At 74.2% G+C, this 25,147-nt stretch carries 24 protein-coding genes and 1 pseudogene; 5 read left to right on the top strand and 20 right to left on the bottom strand.

Annotation, left to right across the window (positions count from 1 at the left end; all coding sequences use genetic code 11):
• Window positions 1-328 precede the first annotated feature (328 nt).
• From AC4OXY_RS08510 to AC4OXY_RS08500, 3 genes are all read right to left on the bottom strand, one after another.
• Window positions 329-1,093, bottom strand: a complete 765-nt coding sequence (locus AC4OXY_RS08510; protein WP_491993584.1) for a class I SAM-dependent methyltransferase — start codon at window positions 1,091-1,093, stop codon at window positions 329-331.
• 136 nt (window positions 1,094-1,229) lie between these two features.
• The gene (locus tag AC4OXY_RS08505) at window positions 1,230-1,847 is read right to left on the bottom strand and encodes a TIGR04282 family arsenosugar biosynthesis glycosyltransferase (protein WP_491993583.1); all 618 of its coding nucleotides are present in this window, start codon (window positions 1,845-1,847) and stop codon (window positions 1,230-1,232) included.
• Entirely contained in the window at window positions 1,844-2,545 is a 702-nt protein-coding gene (locus AC4OXY_RS08500; protein ID WP_362822858.1) for a glycosyltransferase family 2 protein, read from the bottom strand. Before AC4OXY_RS08500 ends, AC4OXY_RS08505 begins: the two co-directional genes overlap by 4 nt.
• 104 nt (window positions 2,546-2,649) lie before the next feature.
• Here AC4OXY_RS08500 and AC4OXY_RS08495 point away from each other — a divergent pair, with 104 nt between their 5' ends.
• From AC4OXY_RS08495 to AC4OXY_RS08485, 3 genes are all read left to right on the top strand, one after another.
• Window positions 2,650-3,381, top strand: a complete 732-nt coding sequence (locus AC4OXY_RS08495) for a response regulator transcription factor (protein WP_491993582.1) — start codon at window positions 2,650-2,652, stop codon at window positions 3,379-3,381.
• A 2-nt stretch (window positions 3,382-3,383) separates the two neighbouring features.
• Window positions 3,384-4,496 (top strand): sensor histidine kinase, encoded by a 1,113-nt coding sequence (locus tag AC4OXY_RS08490; protein WP_356024038.1) that lies wholly within the window; start codon window positions 3,384-3,386, stop codon window positions 4,494-4,496.
• Window positions 4,497-4,607: 111 nt separating this feature from the next.
• The gene (locus tag AC4OXY_RS08485) at window positions 4,608-5,858 is read left to right on the top strand and encodes an MFS transporter (protein ID WP_491993581.1); all 1,251 of its coding nucleotides are present in this window, start codon (window positions 4,608-4,610) and stop codon (window positions 5,856-5,858) included.
• A gap of 55 nt (window positions 5,859-5,913) precedes the next feature.
• Here AC4OXY_RS08485 and AC4OXY_RS08480 read toward each other — a convergent pair whose 3' ends face one another.
• Entirely contained in the window at window positions 5,914-6,915 is a 1,002-nt protein-coding gene (locus AC4OXY_RS08480) for an NAD-dependent epimerase/dehydratase family protein (protein WP_491993580.1), read from the bottom strand.
• A 94-nt stretch (window positions 6,916-7,009) separates the two neighbouring features.
• Window positions 7,010-8,851: an ATP-binding protein gene (locus tag AC4OXY_RS08475; RefSeq protein WP_491993579.1), complete on the bottom strand. Its 1,842-nt coding sequence runs from the start codon at window positions 8,849-8,851 to the stop codon at window positions 7,010-7,012.
• 308 nt (window positions 8,852-9,159) lie between these two features.
• Between AC4OXY_RS08475 and AC4OXY_RS08470 the strand changes: the two genes are divergently transcribed.
• A complete protein-coding gene (locus AC4OXY_RS08470) occupies window positions 9,160-10,032 on the top strand; it encodes an SGNH/GDSL hydrolase family protein (protein WP_356024048.1) in 873 nt (290 codons plus the stop codon).
• Window positions 10,033-10,050: 18 nt separating this feature from the next.
• Here AC4OXY_RS08470 and AC4OXY_RS08465 read toward each other — a convergent pair whose 3' ends face one another.
• Window positions 10,051-10,848 (bottom strand): SDR family NAD(P)-dependent oxidoreductase, encoded by a 798-nt coding sequence (locus AC4OXY_RS08465; RefSeq protein ID WP_491993578.1) that lies wholly within the window; start codon window positions 10,846-10,848, stop codon window positions 10,051-10,053.
• 87 nt (window positions 10,849-10,935) lie between these two features.
• On the opposite strand from AC4OXY_RS08465, the gene AC4OXY_RS08460 reads away from it, so the two are divergent.
• Complete coding sequence (locus tag AC4OXY_RS08460) at window positions 10,936-11,787, top strand: helix-turn-helix transcriptional regulator (RefSeq protein ID WP_356024052.1); 852 nt, start codon at window positions 10,936-10,938, stop codon at window positions 11,785-11,787.
• Between the two features lie 28 nt (window positions 11,788-11,815).
• Here AC4OXY_RS08460 and AC4OXY_RS08455 read toward each other — a convergent pair whose 3' ends face one another.
• The 14 genes and pseudogenes from AC4OXY_RS08455 to AC4OXY_RS08390 form a co-directional block, all read right to left on the bottom strand.
• On the bottom strand, window positions 11,816-12,580 hold the full coding sequence (locus AC4OXY_RS08455; RefSeq protein WP_491994802.1) for an NADase-type glycan-binding domain-containing protein: 765 nt from the start codon (window positions 12,578-12,580) through the stop codon (window positions 11,816-11,818).
• A 501-nt stretch (window positions 12,581-13,081) separates the two neighbouring features.
• Window positions 13,082-13,207, bottom strand: a pseudogene (locus AC4OXY_RS08450) (zinc-ribbon domain-containing protein); the annotation flags it as partial.
• Window positions 13,152-13,715, bottom strand: coding sequence for a phage tail protein (locus AC4OXY_RS08445; protein WP_356024055.1), 564 nt, complete (start codon window positions 13,713-13,715; stop codon window positions 13,152-13,154). The pseudogene AC4OXY_RS08450 and the gene AC4OXY_RS08445, both read right to left, overlap by 56 nt.
• On the bottom strand, window positions 13,712-15,673 hold the full coding sequence (locus tag AC4OXY_RS08440) for a putative baseplate assembly protein (RefSeq protein WP_491993577.1): 1,962 nt from the start codon (window positions 15,671-15,673) through the stop codon (window positions 13,712-13,714). The genes AC4OXY_RS08445 and AC4OXY_RS08440 overlap by 4 nt, the downstream gene beginning before the upstream one ends.
• Complete coding sequence (locus tag AC4OXY_RS08435; protein ID WP_356024060.1) at window positions 15,673-16,095, bottom strand: GPW/gp25 family protein; 423 nt, start codon at window positions 16,093-16,095, stop codon at window positions 15,673-15,675. Before AC4OXY_RS08435 ends, AC4OXY_RS08440 begins: the two co-directional genes overlap by 1 nt.
• Window positions 16,095-16,412 carry a PAAR domain-containing protein gene (locus tag AC4OXY_RS08430; protein ID WP_356024062.1) on the bottom strand — a complete coding sequence of 106 codons (318 nt, stop codon included), beginning with the start codon at window positions 16,410-16,412 and terminating at the stop codon, window positions 16,095-16,097. Before AC4OXY_RS08430 ends, AC4OXY_RS08435 begins: the two co-directional genes overlap by 1 nt.
• A 77-nt stretch (window positions 16,413-16,489) precedes the next feature.
• Entirely contained in the window at window positions 16,490-18,313 is a 1,824-nt protein-coding gene (locus AC4OXY_RS08425; protein WP_362822868.1) for a VgrG-related protein, read from the bottom strand.
• Window positions 18,310-19,032: a CIS tube protein gene (locus AC4OXY_RS08420; protein WP_356024280.1), complete on the bottom strand. Its 723-nt coding sequence runs from the start codon at window positions 19,030-19,032 to the stop codon at window positions 18,310-18,312. Before AC4OXY_RS08420 ends, AC4OXY_RS08425 begins: the two co-directional genes overlap by 4 nt.
• The gene (locus tag AC4OXY_RS08415; protein ID WP_356024067.1) at window positions 19,029-19,454 is read right to left on the bottom strand and encodes a phage tail protein; all 426 of its coding nucleotides are present in this window, start codon (window positions 19,452-19,454) and stop codon (window positions 19,029-19,031) included. Before AC4OXY_RS08415 ends, AC4OXY_RS08420 begins: the two co-directional genes overlap by 4 nt.
• A 24-nt stretch (window positions 19,455-19,478) precedes the next feature.
• A complete protein-coding gene (locus tag AC4OXY_RS08410; protein ID WP_491993576.1) occupies window positions 19,479-22,430 on the bottom strand; it encodes a hypothetical protein in 2,952 nt (983 codons plus the stop codon).
• A 4-nt stretch (window positions 22,431-22,434) separates the two neighbouring features.
• Entirely contained in the window at window positions 22,435-22,593 is a 159-nt protein-coding gene (locus AC4OXY_RS08405) for a DUF6760 family protein (protein WP_356024072.1), read from the bottom strand.
• Entirely contained in the window at window positions 22,590-23,090 is a 501-nt protein-coding gene (locus AC4OXY_RS08400; RefSeq protein WP_356024074.1) for a hypothetical protein, read from the bottom strand. Before AC4OXY_RS08400 ends, AC4OXY_RS08405 begins: the two co-directional genes overlap by 4 nt.
• Complete coding sequence (locus tag AC4OXY_RS08395) at window positions 23,087-23,527, bottom strand: phage tail protein (RefSeq protein ID WP_071376035.1); 441 nt, start codon at window positions 23,525-23,527, stop codon at window positions 23,087-23,089. Before AC4OXY_RS08395 ends, AC4OXY_RS08400 begins: the two co-directional genes overlap by 4 nt.
• Window positions 23,528-23,562: 35 nt before the next feature.
• The gene (locus tag AC4OXY_RS08390; protein ID WP_491993575.1) at window positions 23,563-25,122 is read right to left on the bottom strand and encodes a phage tail sheath family protein; all 1,560 of its coding nucleotides are present in this window, start codon (window positions 25,120-25,122) and stop codon (window positions 23,563-23,565) included.
• Between the last annotated feature and the right edge of the window lie 25 nt (window positions 25,123-25,147).

The raw sequence follows: 25,147 nt of genomic DNA, 5'->3' as shown, positions 1-25,147 counted from the left end.
TGCCGCGACCTGTGATGCCGCGCCGCCTCCCTCTCGGCAGCCCGTTCCAACTGCTGCTGCTCGCCTGTTCGTTCGCGCTCGCCGCGTACGCCGGTCTACGACTGTTCGCCGGCGACTGGTTCGGGGTGGCGCTGTGGATCGTCGGCGCGGCCCTGCTGCACGACCTCGTCCTGGTGCCGCTCTACGGGCTCGCGGACCGCATGGTCGTGCGCGGGCTCGGGGCGGCCGGACAGCGCGGCCGGACCTCGTACGTACGGGTCCCGGCCGCGCTGTCCCTGCTGCTCCTGCTCGTGTGGTTCCCGCTGATCAGCGGGATGACCGCCCAGCGCTACCGGCTGGCCACCGGGCTCCGTCCGGACGGCTTCCTCACCCGCTGGCTGCTGATCACGGCCGGCCTGTTCGGCGGCTCGGCGCTGCTCCTGGTGCTCCGCGTGCGCAGGGCCGCGAAGCAGCGGCCGCCCGCCTCCCACTGAGCCACGCGCCGCCAGCCCGTGCGGCGCGCGTGCCGCAGCAGGGCGGGGGTGCCGAGGCGCGCCCAGGGAAAGGCGTCGGCGTCACCCGGAGCCGAGGTGGCCGTACCGACCACCTCGACCCGGGCGCGCTCGTCGACGTCGGCCGGCACGGTCTCGGCGATCAGCAGGCCGCCCGGCCGCAGCAGCCCGGCCGTCCGCTCCAGCAGGGCGGCCGGGTCGCCGCCGATGCCGAGGTTGCCGTCCATGAGCAGCACGGTGTCCCAGCGGCCCTCACCGGGCAGCGGCTCGAAGACCGAGCGGCGCAGCACGGGCCCGCCGAGCCGCTCCGCGTGCTCGACGGCGGCCTCGCTGACGTCGACGCCGAGGACGGTACGGCCCCGGGCGGCGAGTTCCGCGACCAGCCGGCCCGGCCCGCAGCCGACGTCCAGCACGGCGCCCTCGCAGCGGTCGAGCACCGCCAGGTCGACACGATCGGCCCGGCCGCACCAGCGCTCCACCTCCAGCGGCAGCAGCCAGCCGTCGGCGCGGCGCAGGAACAGCGGGCCCCGGCCGGAGCGCAGCGCGGCGGCGTAGGGGTCGGCCGTGGCCCAGGGGGCGCGGGCGGCGCGAGTGCCGTTCATCGTGGGCCGCCCGGTGTGCGCCGGGCGGGGCGCTTCGTGAGCCGGCCGTGTGCGGCGGGCACGGTGACAGCGGGGGTGCCGACGGCGGCCGAGGTGTCCGGGACTGCCCTGGCGGCCCGGGCGCCGTGCGCGCCGCTCATCGCGAGCCGACCGGGGTGCACCGGGCCAGCCGCGCCGCGAACCGGCCGTGCGGGGCCAGCGCGGCGACGGCACGGGCGTCGGCGGCGGTGTCGACGTCCCGCAGCCGGGGCAGATCGCGCACCCGCAGCCCGTCCGCCAGCAGCCGCTCCCGCTGGACGGCCCCGGTCTGCGGGGTCGACATCGGCACGCCCCGCAGCAGCGCGGGATCGGGCGCCGCGAGCCCGAGGGCCCAGAAGCCGCCGTCCTGCGCCGGGCCGAACCAGGCGTCGCAGCCCGTGAAGTCCACGGTGAGCAGCTCCGGTGTGACCTGCGGGGTGTCCATGCCGATGAGCAGCGCCGGGCCCGCGCAGTGCGCGAAGGCGTCCGCCAGCCGCTCGTCCAGCCCGCCAGCGCACTGCGGCAGCACCTCGAAGCCGGACGGTAGCCAGTCGCCGGGCGTGCCGTCCAGGACCAGGATCCGCCGGGTGGCCGGGGTGGCGGCCACGGCGTGCAGGGTGTCGGCGAGCGCCGCCTCCGCGAGCCGTGCGGCCTCCCACGGCGTGAACGGCGGGGTGAGCCGGGTCTTGACCCGGCCCGGCAGCGGCTCCTTGGCGATGACGAGGAGAGTGGTCATCGGACGGCCTCCCGGTCGGCCGGGGCCTCGGCCAGTACACGGCTCATGTCCCGCACCGCCTGCCAGGTGCCGCGCCAGGTGCCCGTCACCTTGGAGACGCCGGTGCGCGGCCGGTAGGGCACGTCGTGCTCGCTGATGTGCCAGCCGGCGTCGGCCGCGCGGACCACCATCTGGAGCGGGTAGCCGCTGCGCCGGTCGGTGAGGTCAAGCGCGAGCAGCGCTTCGCGCCGGGCGGCGCGCAGCGGGCCCAGGTCGTGCAGGCGCAGCCCGGTGCGCCGGCGCAGCATCCGGGCCAGCGCGAGGTTGCCCGCCCGGGCGTGGGCGGGCCAGGCGCCCCGGCCCTGCGGCCGGCGTCGGCCGAGGACCAGGTCGGCCGCGCCGTCCCGGACCTCCCGTACGAAGGGTTCGAGCAGGGCGGGATCGAGCGAGGCGTCGCAGTCGCAGAAGCACACGATGTCGCCGGTGGCCGCGGCCAGCCCGGCGTGGCAGGCGGCGCCGAAGCCGCGCCGCGGCTCGTGCACCACCGTGGCGCCGAGCGCGCGGGCGATGTCGGGGGAGCCGTCGGTGGAACCGTTGTCGACGACGAGAGCGCGCCAGCCGGCCGGAATCCGGCCGAGCACCCAGGGCAGGGCCTCGGCCTCGTCCAGGCAGGGCAGCACCACGTCGACGTCCGTGGAAGTGGTCGTCACGGGTTTCACCCTACGAACGCCAATCGGGCATTTCGGACTTCGGGACCTTACGAAACGCGGACGCCCGCACCGCTGCCCCGACGGCGCCGACCTGCGGGTGCGAGGCTGGAGACATGCAATCGCCGTACCCGCCCCACGGGGCCGAAGCCACCGGTGAGGCGGCCCGGGTCCTCGTCGTCGACGACGACCCGACCGTCGCCGAGGTCGTCACCGGATACCTGCACCGCGCCGGCTACGTGGTCGACCGCGCCGACGACGGCCCCACGGCCCTGACCCGCGCCGCCGCCCACCGGCCCGACCTCGTGGTGCTCGACCTCATGCTGCCCGGCATGGACGGCCTGGAGGTGTGCCGGCGAATGCGGCACGACGGCCCCGTGCCGGTCATCATGCTCACCGCCCGCGGCGACGAGGACGACCGCATCCTCGGCCTGGAGGTCGGCGCCGACGACTACGTCACCAAGCCCTTCAGCCCCCGCGAACTGGTCCTGCGCGTGGAGTCGGTCCTGCGCCGCAGCCGCCCCGCCGCCGCGGGACACCGGCTGGCCGCGGCCGGACTCACCGTCGACCCGCACGCCCGCCGGGCCACCAAGAACGGCACCGAACTCGCCCTGACCCTGCGGGAGTTCGACCTGCTGGCCTTCTTCCTGCGGCACCCGGGCCGGGCCTACAGCCGCGAGGACCTGATGCGGGAGGTCTGGGGCTGGGACTTCGGCGATCTGTCGACGGTCACCGTCCATGTGCGCCGGCTGCGCGGCAAGGTGGAGGACGACCCGGCCCGCCCCCGGCTGATCCAGACGGTCTGGGGCGTCGGCTACCGCTTCGAGCCGGCCGGGATGGTGGCCTGACCATGCGCGACACCCTCCTCATCGCCCTCTACGCCTTCGCCGGCGCCGCCGCCGCGGGGGTCGCGGGAGCGGCCGTGCTGCGCCTGATCCGGCGGCGCTCGCTGACCGCCTCCGTCGCCGTGGTCGCCGCGGTCGGCGTCGGCGCCATGCTCGCCGGCACGCTCGCCGTGGCCTGGGCCATGTTCCTCTCCTCGCACGACCTGACCGTGGTCACCACCGTCGTCGCGATGGCGGCCGTGGTCTCCCTGGCCACCGCCCTGCTCCTGGGCCGCTGGGTCGTCGCCCGCAGCCGCGAACTCGCCGACGCCGCCCGCTCGTTCGGCGACGCCGGCGCCTTCGCCGCCCCGCACCGCCCGGCCACCGCCGAACTGGACGCCCTCGGCCGCGAGCTGGCCGCCACCAGCGCACGGCTCGCCGAATCCCGTGAGCGGGAGCGGGCGTTGGAGAAGTCACGGCGCGAGCTGGTGGCCTGGATCTCCCACGACCTGCGCACCCCGCTGGCCGGACTGCGCGCCATGTCCGAGGCGCTGGAGGACGGCGTGGCCACGGATCCCGACCGGTACCTCAAGCAGATCCGCACCGAGGTGGAACGCCTCAACGACATGGTCGGCGACCTCTTCGAACTCTCCCGCATCCACGCGGGCACCCTCCCGCTGCACCCCTCCCGGATCTCCCTGTACGACCTCGTCGGCGACGCGCTCGCGGGAGCCGATCCGCTCGCCCGGGAACACGGCGTGCGGCTGGTCGGCGACGGCGTCGCGGCCGTACCGGTCGAGGTCGACGCCAAGGAGATGACCCGCGTCCTCGGCAACCTCCTGATCAACGCCATCCGCCGCACCCCGCCGGACGGCACGGTGGCGATCGCCGCCGAACGTACCCAGGACGGCGTGGTGCTGTCCGTCACCGACGGCTGCGGAGGCATCCCCGAGGAGGACCTGCCCCGTGTCTTCGACACCGGCTGGCGCGGCACCGACGCCCGCACACCCCCGGCGGGCGCGGGGCTCGGCCTGGCCATCGTCCGCGGCATCGTGGAGGCCCACCAGGGCCGGGCGAGTGTCCACAACATCCCCGGCGGCTGCCGCTTCGAAGTGACTCTGCCCCTTCCAACGCCCTGAGCCACCACGATCGTTCCCGAATCCGCTGTGACTCTTCCCTTGCAGGTCAGGCCTGTTCCGAGCACCGCTGAGCACCGCATACTCCCTCGTCGGCCAAGTGATGGGGAAACCATGTCAGTCGAGCACGGAAACTCCTGGCTCGTCGCGCGCGGCATTCTGCTCGAACCGGGTCCGCGGCGCACCCTCGCGACCGCGAGTTTCGTCAACATGCTCGGCAGCGGGGTGTTCATGCTGAGCGCCGCCGTCTTCTTCACCCGCTCCGTGGGGCTCTCCGTGGCGCAGGTCGGACTCGGCATGGGCGTGGGTGCCGTCGTGGGGCTGCTGTCCGGGGTGCCCGTCGGGCGGCTCGCCGACCGGCGCGGGCCCCGCGAGGTCTACCTGGCCACCCTCACCGTGCAGGCGGCGGCCATGGCGATGCTCGTCCTCGTCCACTCCTTCTGGCTGTTCACGGCGGTGGTCTGCCTCACCGGACTCGCCGGATCCGCGAGCCAGGCGGCCCGTGGCCCGATCGTGCGCGGACTCTCGGGGGAGCGGCCCGCCCGGTTCCGCGCGTATCTTCGCGCCACCGCGAATCTGGCGGGCAGCATCGGTGCGCTGCTCGCCGCGCTCCTCATCCAGGCGGACTCCCGCGCCGGATACCTCTGCCTCGTCCTCGGCAACGCCCTGAGCTTCGTGGCGGCCGCCGTCGTCGTCAGCCGGCTGCCCTCCCTGCCACCGGTGCCGGCACCCCGGACCGGCGGACGCCGGCCGGCGCTCAAGGACTTCCGCTACCTGGTGGTCACGGCCCTCGACGGCATTCTGTCGATCAACGGCTCCGTCCTGGTCTTCGCCCTGCCGCTGTGGATCGTCGGACACACGCACGCCCCTCGCTGGTTCGCCGGGACCAGCGTGCTCGTCAACACCGTCATGGTGATCTTCTTGCAGGTCAGGACGGGACGCGGCATCGACACCGGCACCGCCGCCGCACACGCCTGGCGCCGGGCGGGCTGCGCCTTCCTGGCCGGGACGACCCTGATCGGCCTCGCCTCGGGACGCTCGGCCTGGGGTGCCGTCACGCTGATCCTGCTCGGCGTGGGAGTGATCACCCTCGGTGAACTCCTCTACGCGGCTGGGTCGTTCGAGCTGCGGTACAGCCTCGCCCCCGCTCACGCGCAGGGCGAGTACACGGGCGTCTTCCGCTTCGGCAGCGGCCTCGCGAGCGTGGTGGCCCCCTCCGTGCTGGCGTCGCTCTGCCTGAACGGCGGCACGCGCGGCTGGATGCTGATAGGGGCGGTCTTCCTGAGCGTGGGGTGCGTGGCGCCGTCGGCGGTGCGGTGGGCGGCACGCGGGCCCCGGGAGAAGGAGGCGGTGGCAGCCGGCTGACCCCCGAGCGGCCCTGTGCCGGACTCGGTTCGCCCGGCACAGGCGCCGGGCGCGCTCATCCCTCGCGCAGTTGCGCCCGCGCGAACTCCCGCATCCCTTCCGCGAACCCGACCTGCGGCTTCCACCCCAGTTCCGCGCGCAGCCGGGAGGAGTCCGCGGTGATGTGCCGCACGTCCCCCAGCCGGTACTCCCCGGTGACCACGGGTTGCGGCCCGCCGTGGGCGTCGGCCAGCGCCCGGGCCATCTCGCCGACGGTACGCGGCTCACCGCTGCCGGTGTTGTACGCGCGGAGGGCGCCCGGGGCCGTATCCGCTTCCAGCGCGGCCACGTTCGCCTCCGCCACGTCCCGGACATGGACGAAGTCCCGCCGCTGCCGCCCGTCCTCGAACACCCGGGGGGCTTCCCCCCGGGCCAGCGCCGAGCGGAAGAAGGAGGCGACCCCGGCGTACGGGGTGTCCCGCGGCATCCGGGGACCGTACACGTTGTGGTACCGCAGGGACACCGCCGACCCGCCGGTGCTGCGGGCCCACGCGGCGGCCAGGTGCTCCTGCGCCAGCTTGGACGCCGCGTACACGTTCCGGGGATCGGCCGGGGCGTCCTCGCCGACCAGCTCAGGGCTCAACTCCGCCCCGCAGCGCGGGCACACGGGCTCGAACCGGCCCGCGTCGAGGTCGGCGACGCTGCGGGGACCGGGCCGTACGACGCCGTGCCGAGGACACGCGTAACGGCCCTCCCCGTACACCACCATGGAGCCGGCCAGCACGAGGCGCCGGACGCCCGCCTCCGCCATGGCCGCGACCAGCACGGCGGTGCCGAGATCGTTGCGCGAGACGTACTCCGCCGCGTCGGCGACGCCGTTGCCGAGCCCGACCATCGCCGCCTGGTGGCAGACGGCGTCCACGCCCGTCAGCGCGCGGGCGACCGCCGCCGGATTGCGCACATCGGCGCCGGGATCCTCCCGGACGTCGTACACGACCGGCTCGTGCCCGCTCGCTCCGAGCGCCTCGACGACATGGGACCCGATGAACCCGGCACCGCCGGTGACCAGTACACGCATACGGCCACGCTAGCCGCGCACCGCCCCGGGGCCCGGCGACGCGGCCCGTACGTCACGACTCCGTAAGAGGCGGCCGGTGCGAAGAGGAGCGCGGTCACGTCCGCCTGCCGCGCTCCCGGCGCCGCAGTTCCCGCCGCGACTGCCGCTGCGCCTTGCCCTCCGCCCGCCTGGCCTGCTGGTACATGCGGGCGAGTACGGCCTGGGAACGCGGCAGCGACGCGGGCCGGGCCTGCTCCAGCAGGGTGTACAGCTCGCGGGTGCCGAGAGTGGCGAGAGCGGGATCGACGTCCGCCTCCGGTGTGCGCAGGCCCTCGGCGATCCAGGGATCCGCCCGCTCGGGACGCGCCAGCACCCCGGCACTGCGCACGGCGTCGTAGCCGTGCGCCCACGGGTGGCGCGCGACGTACCGGCGCAGGTTCTCGCCCGCCTCGGGGAAGTCCTCGCAGGCCCGGCACAGCAGGCCCGCCAGATGCTCGGAGCGGCGCGCGTCCAGCCCGGACTGAAGCCGGTCGAACAGCTCCGGGTCGGCGCGCAGGCGCGTGGTCAGGAACCAGTTGGCGAAGGATTCCGGTCCGATCCAGGGCTCCGCCATGTGTGCGGCGATCGGCGTGCCGCCGTGCAGGGCGAGGGCCCACCTCACCCAGGCGGACGTCTCGCTCCAGGCCCGGTCCCGTTCCAGCCCCGCGAACGCGGGGAGCCGTTCGAGTACGTGCGCGGCGGCGACGTACTCCCGATGGCTGGTCAACAGCAGGGCCAGCATGACGAGTTCGGGCAGGGCGGGCTGCTCGGACAGCCGGGGGAGCGCGGGGATGCCGGGGGCGGTGAAGGACTCGGCGTGGTGCCGCCAGCGCCGGAGCTCGTGCGTGAAGAGGATCTCGGCGACGTCCTCGAAGCGTCGGGGGACCTCGGTCGAGGGCTCGCCGGTCAGCGCGGTGACGAGGGCCCGGGCATGCAGGTCCAGGGGTGTCCGGCCGGGCCCGGTGGGGGTGAGGTCCGCCCGCCCGGCGGCGGGGGCCCGGCCGAGAGCGGCGGTGAAGGCGGCGACGGCCTCCGTGTGGCGCTCGGCCAGGGCGGCGCGGTCGAGCACGGGCGGCGCCAGGTCCAGCACGGGAGCCTCGTCGACGAGACGGCGGGCCTCGGGGCTGTCGCGGTAGGCGAGTTCCTCGCAGACCACCGCGCGGAAGCGCTCCGCGTGCCGCACGACGAACAGCAGCCGCACCGGCGGCGCGCCCTGCGCAGGGCTCCGGAACGCCCGGAGCAGCGGGACCACGTCCGCACGCACCCGGGAGTGCAGAGGGCTGTCCGTGTCGGAGCGGCTGTCCGCCTCGTCCACGACGACCAGCGCGGGCCTGCCCCGGTCGCGCAGCGCCGGGAACAGCGCCGGACCGGTGCCGCGCAGCAGCCGCCCGGCGGTCCACTCCTCGCCGAGTGCCCGGGCCAGCTCCAGCGCCAGCCGCGAGGTGCCGACCCCACGGTCACCGGCGAGCAGCAGCACCGGGTGCGGGTCCGCCTCGTCCGCGCACCAGCGTCGCAGCCGGGCCAGCTCGTCCTCGCGATCACGGAAGGGCACGGGGCTGTGCAGCGGCGACAGCAGCCGGAACACCGCGGGCTCCGAACCCGCTTCCACGGCCTCGGGGTTCGGGTTCTCCAGGACCTTCCGGTACGCGAGGAAGCGTTCGGCCCGCCGGATGTGCGCCTCGATCCCGTGGTCGATCACGTATCCGGCGAGCCCCACGACGATCAGCGTGCCGATCTGCCACCACGGCACGTGCCACAGCCGGGGCCGGGCCACCCGCACGATGATCCCGGCGAAGCCGGCGATCACCAGGGCCGGGCCACCCCATCCGGCCACGTCCGCCGCGATCCGCAGCCCCCGGCCCGGCCCCGGATCGTCCCATCCGCCCCGCCTCGCACCCCGGCGCCTTACCGCACCCATGGCATCCTCCCCGTCCGCGCCCGAGCCCCCCATGATCACGCGGCAAGTCCCGTCCGGCAACGGCTCGTTGGTCGGCGGCGGCGGGGAAGGGCGCGTTTCCGTGGGCGTTTCAAGAATCTCTGTCAACAACGTTGACTCCCGGGTGCGGCGCCCTCACATTACTTTTCAGTAGTACCTAGCGGTAACCCCCACGCTTCACGGCACTCCCCTTGCTCTGAGCCGCCACTTTCTCGCGCACCAGCACCCGTGCGGGCCCCCTCGTGCCCGCCGGCTCCGTGTCCCCCACCCGAGAAGAGGGAGCACCTGCCATGCCCACGCCTGCCCTGCGCCGCGTCGTCGCCGCGGCATCCGCACTCGCCGGCACCCTGGCCCTCGGCCTCACCGCCGCGCCCGCCCAGGCCGCCACGCCCCTGAACTACGCGGCCCTCGGCGACAGTTACAGCGCCGCCTCCGGCGTCCTGCCCGTCGACCTCGGCAACCTGCTGTGCCTGCGCTCCACGGCCAACTACCCGCACGTCCTCGCCGCCCGCACCGGCGCCCGGCTGACCGACGTCACCTGCGGAGCCGCCCAGACCAAGGACTTCACCGCGTCGCAGTACCCCGGGGTCGCCCCGCAGGCGGACGCCGTCACCTCGGACACCGACCTGGTGACGCTGACCATCGGGGGCAACGACAACGGCACCTTCATCAACGCCGTCCTGGACTGCGGCACCGCGGGGGTCCTCAGCGGCGGCAAGGGCAGCCCCTGCGAGGACAGGTACGGCACGTCCTTCGAGGACGCCATCGACGCCGACACCTACCCCGCGCTGAAGAGCGCGCTGGGCGCCGTACGGGCCAAGGCGCCCGACGCCCGTGTGGCGGTGCTCGGTTACCCGTGGATCACGCCCGCCACCGCCGACCCGTCCTGCTTCGCCCGACTGCCCATCGCCGAGGGCGACGTGCCGTACCTGCACGCCATCCAGGCCCACCTCAACGCCGTCGTGGAGCGCGCCGCCGAGGAGAGCGGAGCCACGTACGTCGACTTCTCCCAGGCCTCCGCGGGGCACGACGCCTGCAAGCCGATCGGCACCCGGTGGATCGAGCCGCTGCTCTTCGGGACGAACATCGTGCCCGTCCACCCCAACGCGCTCGGCGAACAGCGCATGGCCGAGCAGGCCATGAGCGTCCTCGGCCTCGACTGACCGCAACGCGGCGGGACTTCAGGCCCCTGCGCCGCCGTCGACCTTCAGCACCGCCCCGCTCACGTAGGAGGCACGGTCGCTCAGCAGCCACGCGGCGGCCTCGGCGATCTCCCCGGGGTCGGCCGCACGGCCCAGCGGGGTGCGGGCCTTGAGCCGGTCGCGGAGACCTGGGGACCGCTCCTCCCAGGTCCGGATCATCTGCGTCAGCGTGCCGCCCGGCGCGACGGCGTTCACCCGGATCCCCTCCGGGCCGTACGTCACGGCGGCCGACTCGGTCAGGCTGTTCACCGCCCGCTTCATCGCGGCGTACGCGGGCAGTTCCGGATTGGCCCGATGGCTGCCGACGGACGAGTTGTTGACGATGGCACCGGTCCCCGCCGTCGCCCGGATCGCGTCGACCTCGGCGGCCATGGCCAGCCAGACGCCCTTCAGGTTCACCGTGTAGACATGGTCGAAGTCGGCCTCCGGCAGCCCGTCCATGGGGCCGGGCGGCTGGATCGTCGCACCGTTGTTGAAGGCGACGTCGAGACGGCCGTACACCCCGACGGTACGGTCCACCGCCGCACGCACGCTCCGCGCGTCGGCCAGGTCGCAGACCACGTGGCTCGCAGTGCCGCCCGCCGCCCGGATCTCCTCGGCCACGGTCTTCAGCTGCTCCTCCGTACGGGCCGCCAGCATCACCCGGGCTCCTTCCCGGGCGAAGAGCCGGGCCGCCGCGGCGCCGATCCCGCGCCCGGCGCCGGTGACGAAGGCGACCTTGCCGGCCAGGAGGCCGGAAGCGGCGGCGGTCGAGAAAGGGGTGTGTGTGTTCTCCATGGCACCGAGCCTGCGGCCGTGCGCGGGGCACATCCAGGCACCGGGAGTACCTGGATCGGCCGCGCGGCCCTCGCGCACACTGGACAGGTGGACAGAGCGGAACTCGCGGCCTTCCTGCGCAGCCGGCGCGAGCGGATCGGCCCCGCCGACGTGGGCCTGCCCGCCGGGCCCCGCCGTCGCACACCGGGGCTGCGGCGCGAGGAGGTGGCGCAGCTGGCGTACATCTCGACGGAGTACTACACCCGGCTGGAGCAGGCCCGCGGCCCGCGCCCGTCGCGCGAGGTGCTGAGCGGGCTGGCCCGGGCCCTGCGCCTGACGGACGCCGAGCGCGACCATCTCCACCTCCTCGCCGGCGCCCCGCCCGGCCCGCCGCCCGGACCCTCCCGCGAGGTGCCGCGGAGCATCCTCGACCTGGTGCACCGGCTGCCGCACTCCGCCGCCTTCGTCACCTCGGCCCTGCTGGAGGTGCTCGCCTGGAACGACCTGGCGGCCGCCCTCATGGAGGACTTCTCGGCCCTGCCCCGGCGCGAGCGCAACCTCGCCCGCCGCGCCTTCCTCGGCCCGCGCCCCGAGGGACGCAGGCTGTACGGCGTCTCCGACGCGGACGCCTTCGCCCGGCATGCGGCCCGGCGCCTGCGCACCGCCGCCGCACGCTACCCCGACGACCCCGAGGTGACCGCACTGATCCGCGAACTCCTCGACGGCAGCGAGGAGTTCGCCCGCCTCTGGGCGTCCCGCGACGTGGCGGTGACACCCACCCTGCGCAAGACGTTCCGGCACCCGGTCGTCGGGCCGGTCACCGTCAACTGCGACGCGCTCGACCTCACCGACCGGGACCAGCAGGTCGTGATCTACACCGCCGTCCCGGGCTCGTCCTCCGAGGAGGCGCTGCGGCTGCTGTCGGTCATCGGCACCCAGCGCATGGACGCGCCCCGCTGAACCCGACGGCCCCGGACGGCGGCACGGATCAGCTCCGCTGGAAGAACTCGACCTCGGCGAGGGCGACATGACGGCTTCCGGTGAGCCCCGTGACCGAGCCCAGCGTCAGCCGTACCTTCACCACGTCGTCGATCCCGGTCGTGACGGTCGTGTCGCCGGCCTTGTCGGCGAGGTCGATCTCCCTGTGGTGCACCGAGCCGTCCGCCGACGTGACCTCCATGTCCATCCGGAGCGCCCGCGCCTCCCGGTCGTACTGCTCCGGCTCCCTCGACGCGCCGTTGGTGATGATGAGGTCCACCATCCGGAACGGCTTGCCGAAGGTGTACGTGATCGAGGCTCCCGCCCCGGGCACGGCCCAATAGCGGTTGCTGAGCCCGTCCGTGGTGTTCTTCGCCGGATGCCCGGGCTCCGCGGCACTCGCGCGCACGTCCACCGGGCTGACGGCCTTGACGCCGCTGAGCTTGTCCCGGGTGTCCTCGAACAGGGCGCGTCCGGCGGGCAGCAGGAAGAAGCCGCCCGCGCACAGGGCCACGACCACGGCCAGGATCACCAGGAACCGGATCCACCGCCCGGACCCCGCCCGCACCCGGCGCCGCAGCGGCCAGATCGTCCGCCACCAGGGCAGCGGAGCCCGCTGCGCCGTCGGATCCAGCGGACTGGCACAGCGGCGGCAGAACCGGCGGCCGGGCGGATTGGGCGTGCCGCACACCGGGCACGGCACCCCGGACACCTCCTCCTGCGCCGCCACGGGCCGTACGACCGGCCGCGGTGCGACCGGCTTCGCGGGCGCCACAGGTCCGATGGCTTCGGGCTCGGGCTCGGCCGGGGGTGTGGGTGCGGGTTCCGGGCGCACCGGGGGAACGGCGGGAACAGACGGGGTGGGTGGGGCCGACGGTACGGGTGCGGCCGGTGGGGGAGAGGTCGGCGCGGGCGGGACAGGCGTGGACGCGGCGGGCGGGGCACCGGCCGCCGTGGCCGCGGTCTCGCCTGCCGTACCTGCTGTCTCGCCCGTCGCGCCGCCGGGCGCGCGGGTCGTGCGGCCGTCGGCATCCCGAGTCGGCCGCTCCGCATCCCGCTGGGTCCGGCCCGTCAGCCCGGACCGCGGGGACGACGAGGGGAGGGGCGGCGACGTGGCGGGTTCCCCCTCGGCTGATGTCGCGGCGGCCGGAGCTGGGGCGGGCGCGGGTGGGGCCGCGGGCGCGGACTCGGAACCAGGTCCGACCCCGGACCCGGATGCGGCCCCGGATCCGGATTCGCCCTGCGGTGCGGCCTCCTCGGACCACCCCAGGTACGACCCGCAGTTGGAGCAGAAGTCGTCATCGGGCTCGTTGGACGCTCCGCACACGGGACAGGCGCGCACGGCGTCACCTCCCTTCGTCGGCGGGCGGGCCGGGCAGGATCTCCACCCGGCAGGAGACATGCACGGGGCACAGGGCCCGGACGGCCTCGCGGACCCGGCCCTCGTCCACCTCCGGGTCGCGGCCCGGCCACACCCGGACCAGCACCTCACCGGCCGGCGCCGGCGGCGGCTCGGTGCCCGGCGTGCGCGACCACACCGCCGCGCCGTCACCGCTGACCTCGGCGTTCACCCCGAGGGTGAGCCGCAGCCGCTCCACCAGGCCGCGCCGGGTGCCGCGCCAGCGGTGCAGCTCCATCGCCCGCACCACCGCCTCGCGGCGCAGTTCCGCGGACCACTCCGGGTCGTCGGCGGCGCCCACCCACGACGCCAGCCAGGCCACGAAGTCGAGCGGCGCGACGCGCGGGTCGAGGTAGGCGGGCAGACTGTCGAGGGTCGTGAACACCGGGGCGAGGACGGTGTCCAGACCGGCGGTGAACCGCTGGGCGAAGTCGTCGTCGGCGTAGAGCGCGGGCAGCAGCCCGCCGATCGGGTGCCGGCTCGGCAGGCCGGGGACGGCGGCGCGGCTCATACCGGACCTCCCGGCTGCTGCATCGGCTGTACGACGACCTGGTGCTGGTACGAGAACACCAGCGCGCCCGCGGCCACGTCGACACGGTCCGCCGGGGTGCCCCGCCGGCCCGTGATCGGGTCGGCGGCGAACAGCCGGATCTCCTCCACCAGCGCGTTCCCGGTCGCGCGTTGCAGCAGGCCGAAGATCTCGCCGTACTGCACGGGCCGCCCGAACGGCCACCCGGTGCCGTCCGGTCCGCCGTGCAGCGGATTGAGGTACCGGAACAGCGCGGCGAGGGCCGCGTCCCGCACCCGGTCGGTGTCCTCGGGGGCCGTCGCGAGCCGGGCGACGACCGTGATGCCCTGGTAGACCGGCGGCTCCACCACCAGCCGGGTCCCGAGCAGCCGCCGCTCGTCCAGGCTCTCGGTGATCGCGGCGAGCACCTGGTCCGAGGGAATGAGCTGCTCGAAGCGGAGCCGGTCGCCGTCGTCGGCCACGGCGTCCGGCACCACCAACACCCGTACGGCGCCCGCCCCTTCGGCCGCCGGCAGACAGCGCACCCGGTGCACCGAGGGCGCCGCCTGCCGGGCGATGATCTCGTAGTCCTCGGCCGTCACCGCCCGCTCCTGCATCCGCAGCGCGTCCGGCGCCCGCAGCTTGGCGTTGGCGACGGTCTCGCCGTCCACCCCGCCGCGCGCCGCCTCCCGGTTGACGACCCGGGCGATGTACGGCACGGAGCTGCGCAGCACCGAGATCGCGCCCCGGGCCACATTGCCGGCCGGGCCGCCGCCGGTGCGATAGCGGGACACCCGGATCTGGGCGCCCTTCTCCGGCACCGCCCCGCACAGCCGCAGCGTCCCGTCCGGCTCGCGCAGCGCGGGCGGGAAGGTGAACTGGCCGGTGGTCGCGTCTACTTGGACATGCCGGTCGGTGGGGCCGGAGCGGCCGAAGTGCTCCACGACGTCCCAGCGGAGCCAGCCGTCGGCCGAGGAGACCTCCACCACCGGGGGCTCGCCGTCCAGCAGCACGGGCGGCCGGCCGAGCCGGAACGTCTGTCCCGGCACCCCCTCCGACGTGCCGAGCGGTACGTCCGTGACCGTCTCCGCGTGCTCGACGGTCCCGGTGCCGCCGACCGTGAAGACCGTCGCCTCGCGCACCGTCGGGGACTCCGAGTAGAACGGCTGGCCCGGCTGCGCCTCGGTGACCCGGCAGCGCAGCCAGCCCGCGCGGGCCCCGCCGATCACCGAGGCCGTGTGCCCGGCCGGGACGTACACGATGACCTCGCCGGGCCGGTTCAGGCCGCCCGTGGTGTCCGAGCCGGTCTCGCACACCTGCCAGCGGGCGCCGTCCCACGCCTCCCACACCAGCGGCGGCTGGCGCGGGTCGACACCGACGCCCTCCACCCGGCTGTCCAGCCGGATGGCGACGATGCACCGCGGCACGGCCGCGGGCAGCCCGAACAGCAGCGCGTCCCCCGGCTCGGGCGCCGGCTGGAAGCACCGCACGTCGCGGCCCTCGCCCAGCTCACGCGTCCGGTCGGTCTGCTCACCGGTGCGCGGGGCGGTCACCAGACAGGTCAACTCGCTCGGCACGATGCGCAGTTCGTCCGTGGTCGCGAACACCACGGGCTCCTCCGCCTCGCCGTCCGCCGTGGTCACCTCGGTCCCGGCATGCAGTGTCACCGCGTCGGGCTGCGGTGCCGACAGCCAGAAGTCGACCTCGGCGCTTGCCGCCGCAGGCGGGAACAACCGGATCCCCAACAGGTCCAGGAAGGCGGTGTAGTTCTTGTCCGGCACCCGGTTCAGCCGGTACAGCAACTGGTCGACAATGTAGGCGAACGTCTCGATCAGGGTGACACCCGGATCGGAGACGTTGTGGTCGGTCCACTCCGGCGCGCGCTGCTGCACGTACCGCTTCGCCTCGTCGACGAGTTGCTGGAACCGCCGGTCGTCCAGGTTGGGGGAGGGCAGGGCCATCAGTCCGCGACCGCTTCCTCGGCCCCCTCCTCGGAGGGGATCGTGTAGAAGGGAAACACCAGGTTGCGCCGGTCGTTGGTGGAACGCACCGTGTAGCGCACGTCGATGTAGAGGGTTCCGTCGTCCACCGCGTCGAAGGCCACCACCACGTCGTCCACCGTGATCCGCGGCTCCCAGCGCTCCAGTGCCGTGCGCACCTCCTGCGCGATCCGGCCGGCGGTGGCGCCGTCGCCGGGCGCGAAGACGTACTCGTGGATGCCGCAGCCGAACTCCGGCCGCATCGGTCGCTCGCCGGGCGCGGTCCCCAGGATCAGCCGGATCGCCTCCTCGATCTCCCGCTCCCGCTCCACCATGGCGATCCCGCCGGTCGGCCCGACCCGCAGCGGGAACGCCCAGCCGCGGCCGATGAACCGCTCGCTCATCACACCCCTCCGATCTGCACGTTCAGGGCGCCGAGCTGAACGGTCGCGCCACACGTGGTGGAATCGCCCATCCGGGCCGCCGGCAACCCGCCGATGAGCACCTGGCCCGAGACGAGCGAGGCCGGATTGGGGATGATCACATTGCCCGGGCCGAGGGCCGCGTGCGGGGGCATCACGCAGGTGTGCAGACTGCCCACGACGGCGGCGGGCCTGCCGCCGATCAGCACGCGCGCCACCGCCGCGGCGGCGCCGGGCGGCGGGGTGGCGATCACACCCCCGTGGTTGGTGGGGTCGCCGGTACGGGCTGCGGCGGGCATGCCGGGCTCCTCGGAATCCAGGGTGGTCATAGCCTCAACGGCCTTGGGAACAGGGTGAATTGTGTCGACGACGAAAGTCAGTTGATGCGCACGAGATCCGCCTTCAGCACGCCGAGCAGGCCGCCGTCGAGGGTGAGGTCCGTCTGTCCGGAGACCGTCACCGAACGGCCCCCGACCTTGACCGAGTTGGTGCCCTCGATCTCCACGCTGCCGCCCTTCACGCTGACCTTGCCGGTCTTCGCGTCGAGCGTGATGCCCCGGCCGTCCAGCACCACCGAGGACAGCGCCCGTCGGCCGCCGGCCGCGTACACGGTCAGCTCCAGCCGGTTGTTGCGGTCGTCCAGCAGCACCTCCAGCCGCTCGTCCGCGGTGCGCAGCCGCACCCCGGACGGTCCCGTCGCAGGATCCAGCAGTTCGAGCCGGTGCCCCGAACGCGACACCACCGAACGGCGGTTGACCTTCCCGCTGGTCCGGTCGATCAGCGGCACGTCGTGTTTCGAGGGCCGGTCCACACCGTTGTACAGGCCGCCGATGACGTACGGGCTGTCCAGCAGGCCCTGTTCGAAACCGACCAGCACCTCGTCGTTGACCTCGGGGCTCACCACACCCCCACCGCCCTTGCCGCCCCACTGCACCGTACGCACCCAGTCGGTGACGTACGTGTCGTCCAGCCAGGGGAACTTGAGCCGGACACCGCCGCTCTGCGCACCGCCCGGCTCACGCACGTCCGTCACCACGCCGATCGCCAGCCCCGGCATGCGCGGGCCGCGCCCGGGCGCGTTCGCGCCGGTCACCAGGCCCGCCAGGGACCGGTCCGGACTGGCGCTCACCCACACCGTCGTCCGGTAGCCGCCGTGCGGGTCCAGACTGTGCTGCACCGCCGTGGCCGTGTACCGGCCGGAGAACGCGGGCCCCACGTTGCCCAGCGCGACCGGCACACCCGCCCGCAACCGCGGACTGCCCTCGACCAGCGCCTCCACCTCGCCGAAGCCGGCACCGACCTGAGCGGCCAGCGCACCCGCGACCGCCGTCGTCTCGGCCTGCGTCCGGTACGGCGTGTCCGTCACCGTCAGCTTCGCCGACTTGCCGAACCGGGCGCCCAACGCCGGTGCCAGACCCGGCAGTACGGTGTCGCTGGTCACCGACTGCTGCCGGGCCACCAGCGCCGTCTTGGTGGTGACGTCCCAGCCGCGCACCTCGACCTGCGACGCCCCGTCCGCACCCGACAGCGCGGCTCGCAGCGCCAGCAGGTTGCGCCCGTACTCCAGCACCATCGGGCTCTGCGTGGCCGGCGTCGACGGCGCGGGCGCCCCGGAGGCCTTCTCGGGCTTGGTGAACTGCAGCACGCCCTTGTCGTCCACCCGCACCTGCGCACCGCTCTCGCCTGCCAGATACTGGAGGAAGTCCCAGTCGGAGACGTTGGCCTGTGACAACTGCTTGTACGTGACCGGCGCGGCTTCGACCTTCCCGACGGGGAGCCCCGCCCCGGCGGCCACCTTGCGGACGATCGCGGCGGCCGTCATGTTCCGGTACGCCACCACCTTCCGGCCCCGCTGGAGCCGGTGCGCGACGGAATAGGCGCGCACCACCGTGAACGACCCGGTCGAGTCCCGGTCGATCTCCACGGCCGTGACCTCGCCGTTGAACAGCCGCTCACGCGCCTGCCCGGAGACCGTCACGACCGACACCCGCAGCGGCGTACCGAGGGTGATGCCGGTCGACTTCAGGAACTCGTGGTCGGGATCGCGGTACGTGAGCACCGCGGTGTCCGGCAGGCCCACGTTCTCGTCCACGACACAGCTCACCAGCTGCGCCGCCCAGATCCGCGGCAGCTCACCGGGCGCCTCCACGACGGGGTCCGCCGCGAACGACCGGCCGCCGCGCGCCTCGGGTGTGCTCACCGTTCCTCCTCTCCGCCCACGTCCCCGAGCGCCGGCACCACCAGTTCGGCACCGGGCGCCAGGGCCATCGGGTCATCGATCCCGTTCGCCTCCGCGATGACCCGCCAGGCCGTCGCGTCGCCGTACTCCCGCCACGCCAGCAACGGCAGACTGTCCCCGGCCACCACGGTGTGCGTGCTGCGGGCCGTACGCGCGCCGGAGGTCGGGTTCTGCCCCGGCGGGTCGACGCTCGCCTCCTCGATCGACAGCGAGCAGGTCGCGCGCAGCGGCTTGCCGTCCACGTCGAACAGCGAGTACGTCACCGACAGGCTCGACAGCACCCCGTCGAACGACGTCGTACGGGCCGAACCCCACTCGAAGCGCACCCACGGGCTGGCGGGCTTCTTCCGGGCGAGGCTCGCCGGGGTCGGCACGCACCCCTTCATCAGCTTCTCGACCGCCTGCTCGACCGAGTTGTCGTGCTTCGAGGTGGCGTCGAGGAAGACCTCCAGGCTCAGCTCGCGCGGGCCGCTGCCCACGAACTCCGGCAGCGCCGACTCCCCGGCCATCCGCGACGGGGTACGGCGCCACTCGGTGGACTTGCGCAGCTGAAGGCTGTTGGGGTTGAACTGGAGGTTCAGCTGCGCGATCGTCCCGCCGGGCTTGGCGCCCACCGCCGCCGGGGGTTCCTTCAGGGTCAGCTGGGCCCTCGCCACACTGGCGCGAACGGCGGCCATCAGGAAGGCCTCAGTCCCTCGTGGGCGATCTCCAGCGTCTCCACCGCCGCCTGCGAGGTGGCGGGATCGAACGACGGCCCCTGCCAGCGCACCGGCACGATGCCGAGCACCTGCCAGCTGATGATCTTGCTCAGATCCGGCCGCAGCGCCACGATCTCCCCGTCCTTCGGCTCCACTCGCCGCAGTGTCTCGTCGAGCCAGCGCGCGATCTTCGCCGTGTCGGAGGTGACCGGCCGGGTGAGCGTGATGTTCGACCAGGTCACCCGGCCGGGCAACTGCCAGGTGAAGCCGTTGTTGCCGCCCTCGGCGTACGTCTCCATCTCCACCTCCGCCCCCATGCCGGAGCAGGTGTGGAAGGCCCCCAGGTCGTTGCCGCCGATCGCGAGCCGGAAGAACACGCTCGTCGCGAAGATGTTGTCGGTCATCCGTCGGTCATCCGTTCCCTGTCCTCAGCGCCGTCCGTCATACGGCCGGCCCGCACGTTCCCGCCCCCGCCGCAGATCGGCCCGCAACAGCCGCGCCATCGGCTCCAGCAGCCGCCGCGCCAGCTCGTCCAGGTCGATCCCGGGGTCCTGCGCGGCCTCGGCCGACCGGACGGGGTGCGTGCCCGTGGCCCTCCCGGCCACCGTCCCCGCGGACGGCGACCGCTGCACCGTCCCCGCGGGTACGGCGGTCACCGGCACACCGGGAGGCACGAGACCGGCGCCGGCGGGGGTGACCGTGGGGGCGTTGGCCACGGCCCGCTGGACGACGGGCACCGGCGGGGCGGGCCGCGGATCCGGGCCCGCCGGGCGGTCCCGCACCGGGGCCGCCTGCGGATCGGTCACGGGCAGCGGCTGTGACCGCAGTGGTGTGGCCCGCTGGACGGGTGAATTCGGCCGTACGACGGGGACCGCGCGGCGAGGCTGCGCCGAACCGGCCCCGCGGGAAAGCGGGTTGTACGACGCGGTCGCCCCCGGGGTGCTGCCGGTGCTGCGCTGCAGCTGCGTTGCCGGTGCGGGTGCCTGTGCCCGTGCCGGTGCTTGTGCCGGTGTCTGCGTCCGGCTCGGTTCGCGTCGCCAGGACGCGGTCACGACCGGACGCTCGGCGGCGCGGGCGGCGGCGGGCGGCGCGATGCCGTCCGGGACCCGGGTGTTGACCGTGAGCGGGCGAGTGGCGAGCAGGGAAAGGCTGCGCTGAGCCGTCCGGTGCGAGGCCGTGAAGGTGTGTGCCGTGAGGGGGGCAGAGGAGGTGACGGCCCGGGCGATGACGACCGGCGGGGTTCCACCGGGGCGCGTCCGGGGCGGTGCTCCGGTGCTGCTCGCGGACGCCGTCCGGATCTCCGATGCGGGCGTGGGCCGCGCCGGGCCGGTGCCGGGTTCGGGAGTGGCGGAGGGCGTGGGCCGAGGGCCGCCCGGAGCGACGAGGGGGGTGGCGGTGGTCGGAGCGGGGTTCGCAGGTGACGTTGGATTTCCCTTGCTTACAAGGGAGTTGGTGTCGATGCTCGCGGTCTCTGTCGTGCCCAGCAGGGGGGCGGTGCCCGTGTGGGGGCCGGACACGGACCGGTCCGCGTGTGCGGGCGTGCGCTGGACGTGCGGAGTGACCGGGCCGACCGAGGAGTGCGGCCGACGACCGGGACCGGCGGAACCCGGCACGTCCGCCGTCGCCGGCATCGACGGCAGCGGCGCCCCCAGGCCGCCACGGGCCCGGACACCGGACGCGCCGGTGGCAGACGGGCGGGCGTCGGACGGGCGGGGCGGGGCGGGAGCGGCAGCCGGGCTGGGCGGCCGTCCCTCGGCCCTGGGCGCCGCCGGACCGCTTCCGCGCGAACCCGGCGCGGGAACGGGAGTGTCCACCTGACGCTGCACGAACGGCAGTGCCGGTCCGTCTGCCGGTCGAGTGGTGCCTGTGGCGTCGTCCGTCAGTGGCCGTGCGGTGGAAGGGAGTTCGGTCAGGGGTGCGCCCAGCGGCGGCCTGCTGCCGGGCCGGGCGGGGGCGGCGGCGCGCTGCACGGTGGGCGTGTCCGGTGCCGATGGCCTTGCAGTTGGGGGGAGTTCAGGCATGGATTCGCCCAGCGGCGGCCTGCTGCCGGGCGGGGCCGGGGCGGCGGCGCGCTGCACGGTGGGCGTGGGCCCGGGAGCGGAGGAGTCCAGCTGGCGTTGGACGATCGGCAGTGTCGGTCCGTCCGCCGGGTGTGCGTCCTCCGCCGGTCGAGTCGTGTCCGCGGCATCGGGTGCCAATGGCCGTACGGTGGAGGGGAGTTCAGGCATGGATTCGCCCAGCGGCGGCCTGCTGCCGGGTCGGGTGGGGGCGGCGGCGCGCTGCACGGCGGGTGTCGGTCCTGCGGGTGTGGTCCGGGGAGCCTCACCCGTGAGGGGAGTCGGCGCCGCGTCCGCGTGGGAAGGCGACACCTCTGTCGCCCGGACGGTGGGCCGCAGCGCCGTGATCCGTCGTACCGGCGTGGCCGCGCGACGGGCGACGGTCAGTGAGGGGCCAGGAGCCGTAGGGCGCACGGGACTGTTCGCTGCCCGTTCCCGCGGAGTGGGGCGTCCGGCCTCCGGTGCCGTACGGCGGACGGCAGGAGCCCCGGGCGCGGCGGAGACACCCGAGGCGTCCGGCACCACGGCGATGCGCCGTACCACCGGAATCTCCGGTGCCGGCGCCGGGCGGCCGGGCTCGTCGGGCCGGACCACACGGGCACCCGGACCCGCATCTGTATCCGAGCCCGCACTCGTCTCCGAGCCGGCGCCCGGCCCCTCGGTCCGCTGAACCCGCGTCGTCGGAGCGGTCGTCGGGACGAGAGGGGCCGAGGTCACCGAGCGTTGGACGGAAGCGGTATCGGACGCAGGCGTCTGTCGGGTCCGGTCCGGTCCGGCTGCGTGTGACGGCACCGAGGTCCGCCGACGGTCAGCGGTGTCGTTCCCCTTGCCGCTGCCCTTGGCGTCCCTGCGGTTCTCCTCGGCGGCCGGCGCCGTACGGCCGTGCGCGGCGCCGGACTCGCCGCCCTCGCCCTCCCCGGCGTCCGTCCGCAGCGCGCGCAGCAGCAACGGTCCGCCGTCGGCGTACGTCCCGCCGGTGACGGGCGGGCCCGTCACCCCACGGACCAGGCCGACCGGCGCGGACGGCAGGACGGCGTGTCCGAGGCCGGTGTCGAAGGACGGGTCCTGCCACGAGGCGAGGCCCGCGCGGAAGGTGAGGCCGTCGCTGACGCCGAGCGGGGCGCGGGCCACGGTCAGCGCCGGCGGCGAGGTGCGGCGCCAGCCGCCGTCCCAGTCGCCGGGCAGGGACGTGCCCTGCGCACCCGGCACGGAGGCACCCGGCACCGACGGATCCGCCGCACCGGACGCGGACGTGCGCGCGGCGGGGCCCGGCGCGGCAGTCCGCGCCGCGGCCCGGCGGCGCAGTCTGTCCCGCCATGCCATGTGTTCAACCGCCTTCGTTCACGCGGGTGTTGATACGGGCGATCTCGGTCACCCACTGCTGTCGCTCGGCGTGGGTGAGGTCGAGGATCTCCTCGCGCTGCCAGTGGAAGTGGTAGGCGATGTACGCGATCTCCTCCCGCAGCCGGGGGAGTGCGTACGTCACGATTCCCCCAGGCGCCCACCCGAGAGGTCGACCTCGAAGGCGCCCTCGCAGTGCGGGCAGGTCACCGCCGCGCGGGTGTGTCCCTCGCTGTTGACGCGGCGGTAGAAGTCCTGGAGGAACGCGACGTCGGTGGCGTACATCCGCTCCACGATCCCCGCGTGCACGTCGGTGATCGTGCCGAGCCGGGTGATGACCTGGCTCAGCAGCACCACGCTCAGATAGGCCGGGTTCTCCTTGACCCGCAGGTCGATCTGCGGGCGCAGTTCGTCGCGGGCGGTGGCCAGGCGCATCGAGCCGTGCCGGTGGAGTGTGCCCGCCTCGTCCACGTACCCGCGCGGCAGTTCGAACTCGAACTCCGTGCGCAGCCCGTGGTCCTGGGCCGGTGCGGGGCGGGCGGCCGGAGCCTCGGGCTCCTCGGCCGCCGCTGCCTCGGCGGCGGGCGCCGTCGCCTCCAGGAACTCCTCCAGGTTGCCCGCCGTGACGGTACGGCGCCTCATTCGACGACGATCTCCTCGAACACGATCGTGACGCTCTCGGTGGCCGCGGCGGACTCACCGGCCTTGAGGGAGGGGCCCTCCCACTTGGAGGCCCAGCCGTTCATCAGCTGGATGCGCCGTACCGTCTCGCCCTTGGTGTCCTTGATCTCGATGGTCAGGTTCTGCCGGGCGGTGTCGACGGCACCGTTGTTGAGCGTCTCCTTGATCCACTTGGTGAACTCGCTGCTCTTGTCGAGTCCCCGGGTGATCGTGATCTCACCGGCCTGGCGCGCGCCGGGCTGCTTGCGGATGATCTGCTTGCCCGTCGAGGTCACCTGCCTGACCTCGACGACCTCTTCCTCGACGGAGAACCCGCTGATCTCCTGGATCGACTCGACCATGTAGCCGCCGAGCTGCACGCCGAAGACGTGGGTGGAAAGAGCATCGCCCTCTGCCATGACTGTCTGTCACCTTTCCTTGGCCGACCCGCGGGTCACTCGTCGATGAGGCTGGTGCTGTCGGAGAACTGGGCCAGCCGGAACACCACGAACTCGGCGGGCTTGACCGGGGAGACACCGATCTCGCAGACGACGCGACCCTGGTCGATCGAGGTCTGCGGGTTGTTGTCGCGGTCGCACTTGACGTAGAACGCCTCCTCGGCGGTGCGGCCGAAGAGCGCGCCCCGACGCCATTCCTCGGTGAGGAACGCGGTGACGTTGCGCCGGATGCTCGACCACAGCCGGTCGTCGTTCGGCTCGAAGACCACCCACTGGGTGCCCAACAGGATGGACTCTTCGAGGTAGTTGAACAGGCGGCGCACGTTCAGGTAGCGCCAGGCCGGGTCGGAGGACAGGGTGCGGGCGCCCCAGATCCGGATGCCACGGCCGGGGAAGGCGCGGACGCAGTTCACGCCGATCGGGTTGAGCAGGTCCTGCTCGCCCTTGCTGAGCCGGATGTCCAGGTCCACCGCGCCGCGGATCACCTCGTTGGCGGGCGCCTTGTGCACCCCGCGCTCGGCGTCGCTGCGCGCCCACACACCGGCGATGTGACCGCTCGGCGGGACCGTGGTGTTGCGCCCGGCCGCCGGGTCGAAGACGCGCACCCACGGGTAGTAGAGGGTGGCGTACCGGGAGTCGTAGCCCGCCTCCTCGTTGCGCCAGTGGCGCACCTGCTGGGCGTTCAGGCCGGGCGGGCTGTCCAGGACCGCGACCCGGTCGCCCATCTGCTCGCAGTGCGAGATGACCGCGAGCTGGACGGTGCGCACGCCCTCGGCGTCGATGTCGCCCCGCTGGTAGGCGCCCATCAGGTCGGGGACGGCGACCATGGTGATCTCGTCGATGGACTCCAGCCCGGCGAACCCGGTGCGGGCGGCCGCGTCACCGACGTACTCGGCCGGGTCGATCCGGTTCGCCGCGCCGGAGCCGGGCGCCGCGGGGGCGGCCGGCGCGTCGGGCACGGCCACCGTCTGGCTGGCGGGCCGGGTCTGGCCGGCGTCGCGCTGCTCGGTGACCTCGATCAGCTTCGAGGCGCGCAGCTGGGTGACGACATAGCCCTTGACGTTCTTGCGGGTGGAGACGTCGTACGTCTCGACGACCTGGTCGCCCTGGCGGACCAGCAGCTTGAAGCGGTCCTCGGGCGGGTTCTCGCCGTCCGCGTCGGCGATCTCCACCGAGACGCCGGAGATGCCGGGCCTGGCGGCGATCCGGAGTCCGCCGAGCGCGACCGGCTCGGCCGTCCGGACCTGCCGGGAGGCCTGGCCACCGCCGGCTCCGGCGGAGGCGCCGTCGGCGGGGCCGCCGATGCGCACCACGTAGGCCGCGCCGCCGCCGTTCGAGAAGTAGCCGTAGACGGCGTGCGCGAGGTAGGTGCCCTCGGTGAAGCCGCCGAACAGCTGGGTGTACTGGTCCCAGTTGGTGACCAGGGTCGGTTCGTGGAAGGGCCCGTTCTGGGCGAACCCGACGAACGCGGCGACGGCGGTGCCGACCCCTTCGATCGGGCGGGCACCGGACTGCACCTCCTCCACGTACACGCCCGGGGTGAGGTACGTCGGCATGCTCGCTCCTTCACGTTCCTATCGG

This window comes from Streptomyces sp. HUAS MG56 (genome assembly GCF_058673395.1).
Note: the sequence above shows the minus strand (reverse complement) of the source record. Positions and strands in the feature narration are given on the sequence as shown.

What these genes read in the sequence shown, in the direction of transcription:
- AC4OXY_RS08510 (WP_491993584.1), bottom strand. Translation starts at nt 1,093, where the DNA reads ATGAACGGCACTCGCGCCGCCCGCGCCCCCTGGGCCACGGCCGACCCC.
- AC4OXY_RS08505 (WP_491993583.1), bottom strand. Translation starts at nt 1,847, where the DNA reads ATGACCACTCTCCTCGTCATCGCCAAGGAGCCGCTGCCGGGCCGGGTC.
- AC4OXY_RS08495 (WP_491993582.1), top strand. Translation starts at nt 2,650, where the DNA reads ATGCAATCGCCGTACCCGCCCCACGGGGCCGAAGCCACCGGTGAGGCG.
- AC4OXY_RS08490 (WP_356024038.1), top strand. Translation starts at nt 3,384, where the DNA reads ATGCGCGACACCCTCCTCATCGCCCTCTACGCCTTCGCCGGCGCCGCC.
- AC4OXY_RS08485 (WP_491993581.1), top strand. Translation starts at nt 4,608, where the DNA reads ATGTCAGTCGAGCACGGAAACTCCTGGCTCGTCGCGCGCGGCATTCTG.
- AC4OXY_RS08480 (WP_491993580.1), bottom strand. Translation starts at nt 6,915, where the DNA reads ATGCGTGTACTGGTCACCGGCGGTGCCGGGTTCATCGGGTCCCATGTC.
- AC4OXY_RS08475 (WP_491993579.1), bottom strand. Translation starts at nt 8,851, where the DNA reads ATGGGTGCGGTAAGGCGCCGGGGTGCGAGGCGGGGCGGATGGGACGAT.
- AC4OXY_RS08470 (WP_356024048.1), top strand. Translation starts at nt 9,160, where the DNA reads ATGCCCACGCCTGCCCTGCGCCGCGTCGTCGCCGCGGCATCCGCACTC.
- AC4OXY_RS08465 (WP_491993578.1), bottom strand. Translation starts at nt 10,848, where the DNA reads ATGGAGAACACACACACCCCTTTCTCGACCGCCGCCGCTTCCGGCCTC.
- AC4OXY_RS08445 (WP_356024055.1), bottom strand. Translation starts at nt 13,715, where the DNA reads ATGAGCCGCGCCGCCGTCCCCGGCCTGCCGAGCCGGCACCCGATCGGC.
- AC4OXY_RS08440 (WP_491993577.1), bottom strand. Translation starts at nt 15,673, where the DNA reads ATGGCCCTGCCCTCCCCCAACCTGGACGACCGGCGGTTCCAGCAACTC.
- AC4OXY_RS08435 (WP_356024060.1), bottom strand. Translation starts at nt 16,095, where the DNA reads ATGAGCGAGCGGTTCATCGGCCGCGGCTGGGCGTTCCCGCTGCGGGTC.
- AC4OXY_RS08430 (WP_356024062.1), bottom strand. Translation starts at nt 16,412, where the DNA reads ATGCCCGCCGCAGCCCGTACCGGCGACCCCACCAACCACGGGGGTGTG.
- AC4OXY_RS08415 (WP_356024067.1), bottom strand. Translation starts at nt 19,454, where the DNA reads ATGACCGACAACATCTTCGCGACGAGCGTGTTCTTCCGGCTCGCGATC.
- AC4OXY_RS08410 (WP_491993576.1), bottom strand. Translation starts at nt 22,430, where the DNA reads ATGGCATGGCGGGACAGACTGCGCCGCCGGGCCGCGGCGCGGACTGCC.
- AC4OXY_RS08400 (WP_356024074.1), bottom strand. Translation starts at nt 23,090, where the DNA reads ATGAGGCGCCGTACCGTCACGGCGGGCAACCTGGAGGAGTTCCTGGAG.
- AC4OXY_RS08395 (WP_071376035.1), bottom strand. Translation starts at nt 23,527, where the DNA reads ATGGCAGAGGGCGATGCTCTTTCCACCCACGTCTTCGGCGTGCAGCTC.
- AC4OXY_RS08390 (WP_491993575.1), bottom strand. Translation starts at nt 25,122, where the DNA reads ATGCCGACGTACCTCACCCCGGGCGTGTACGTGGAGGAGGTGCAGTCC.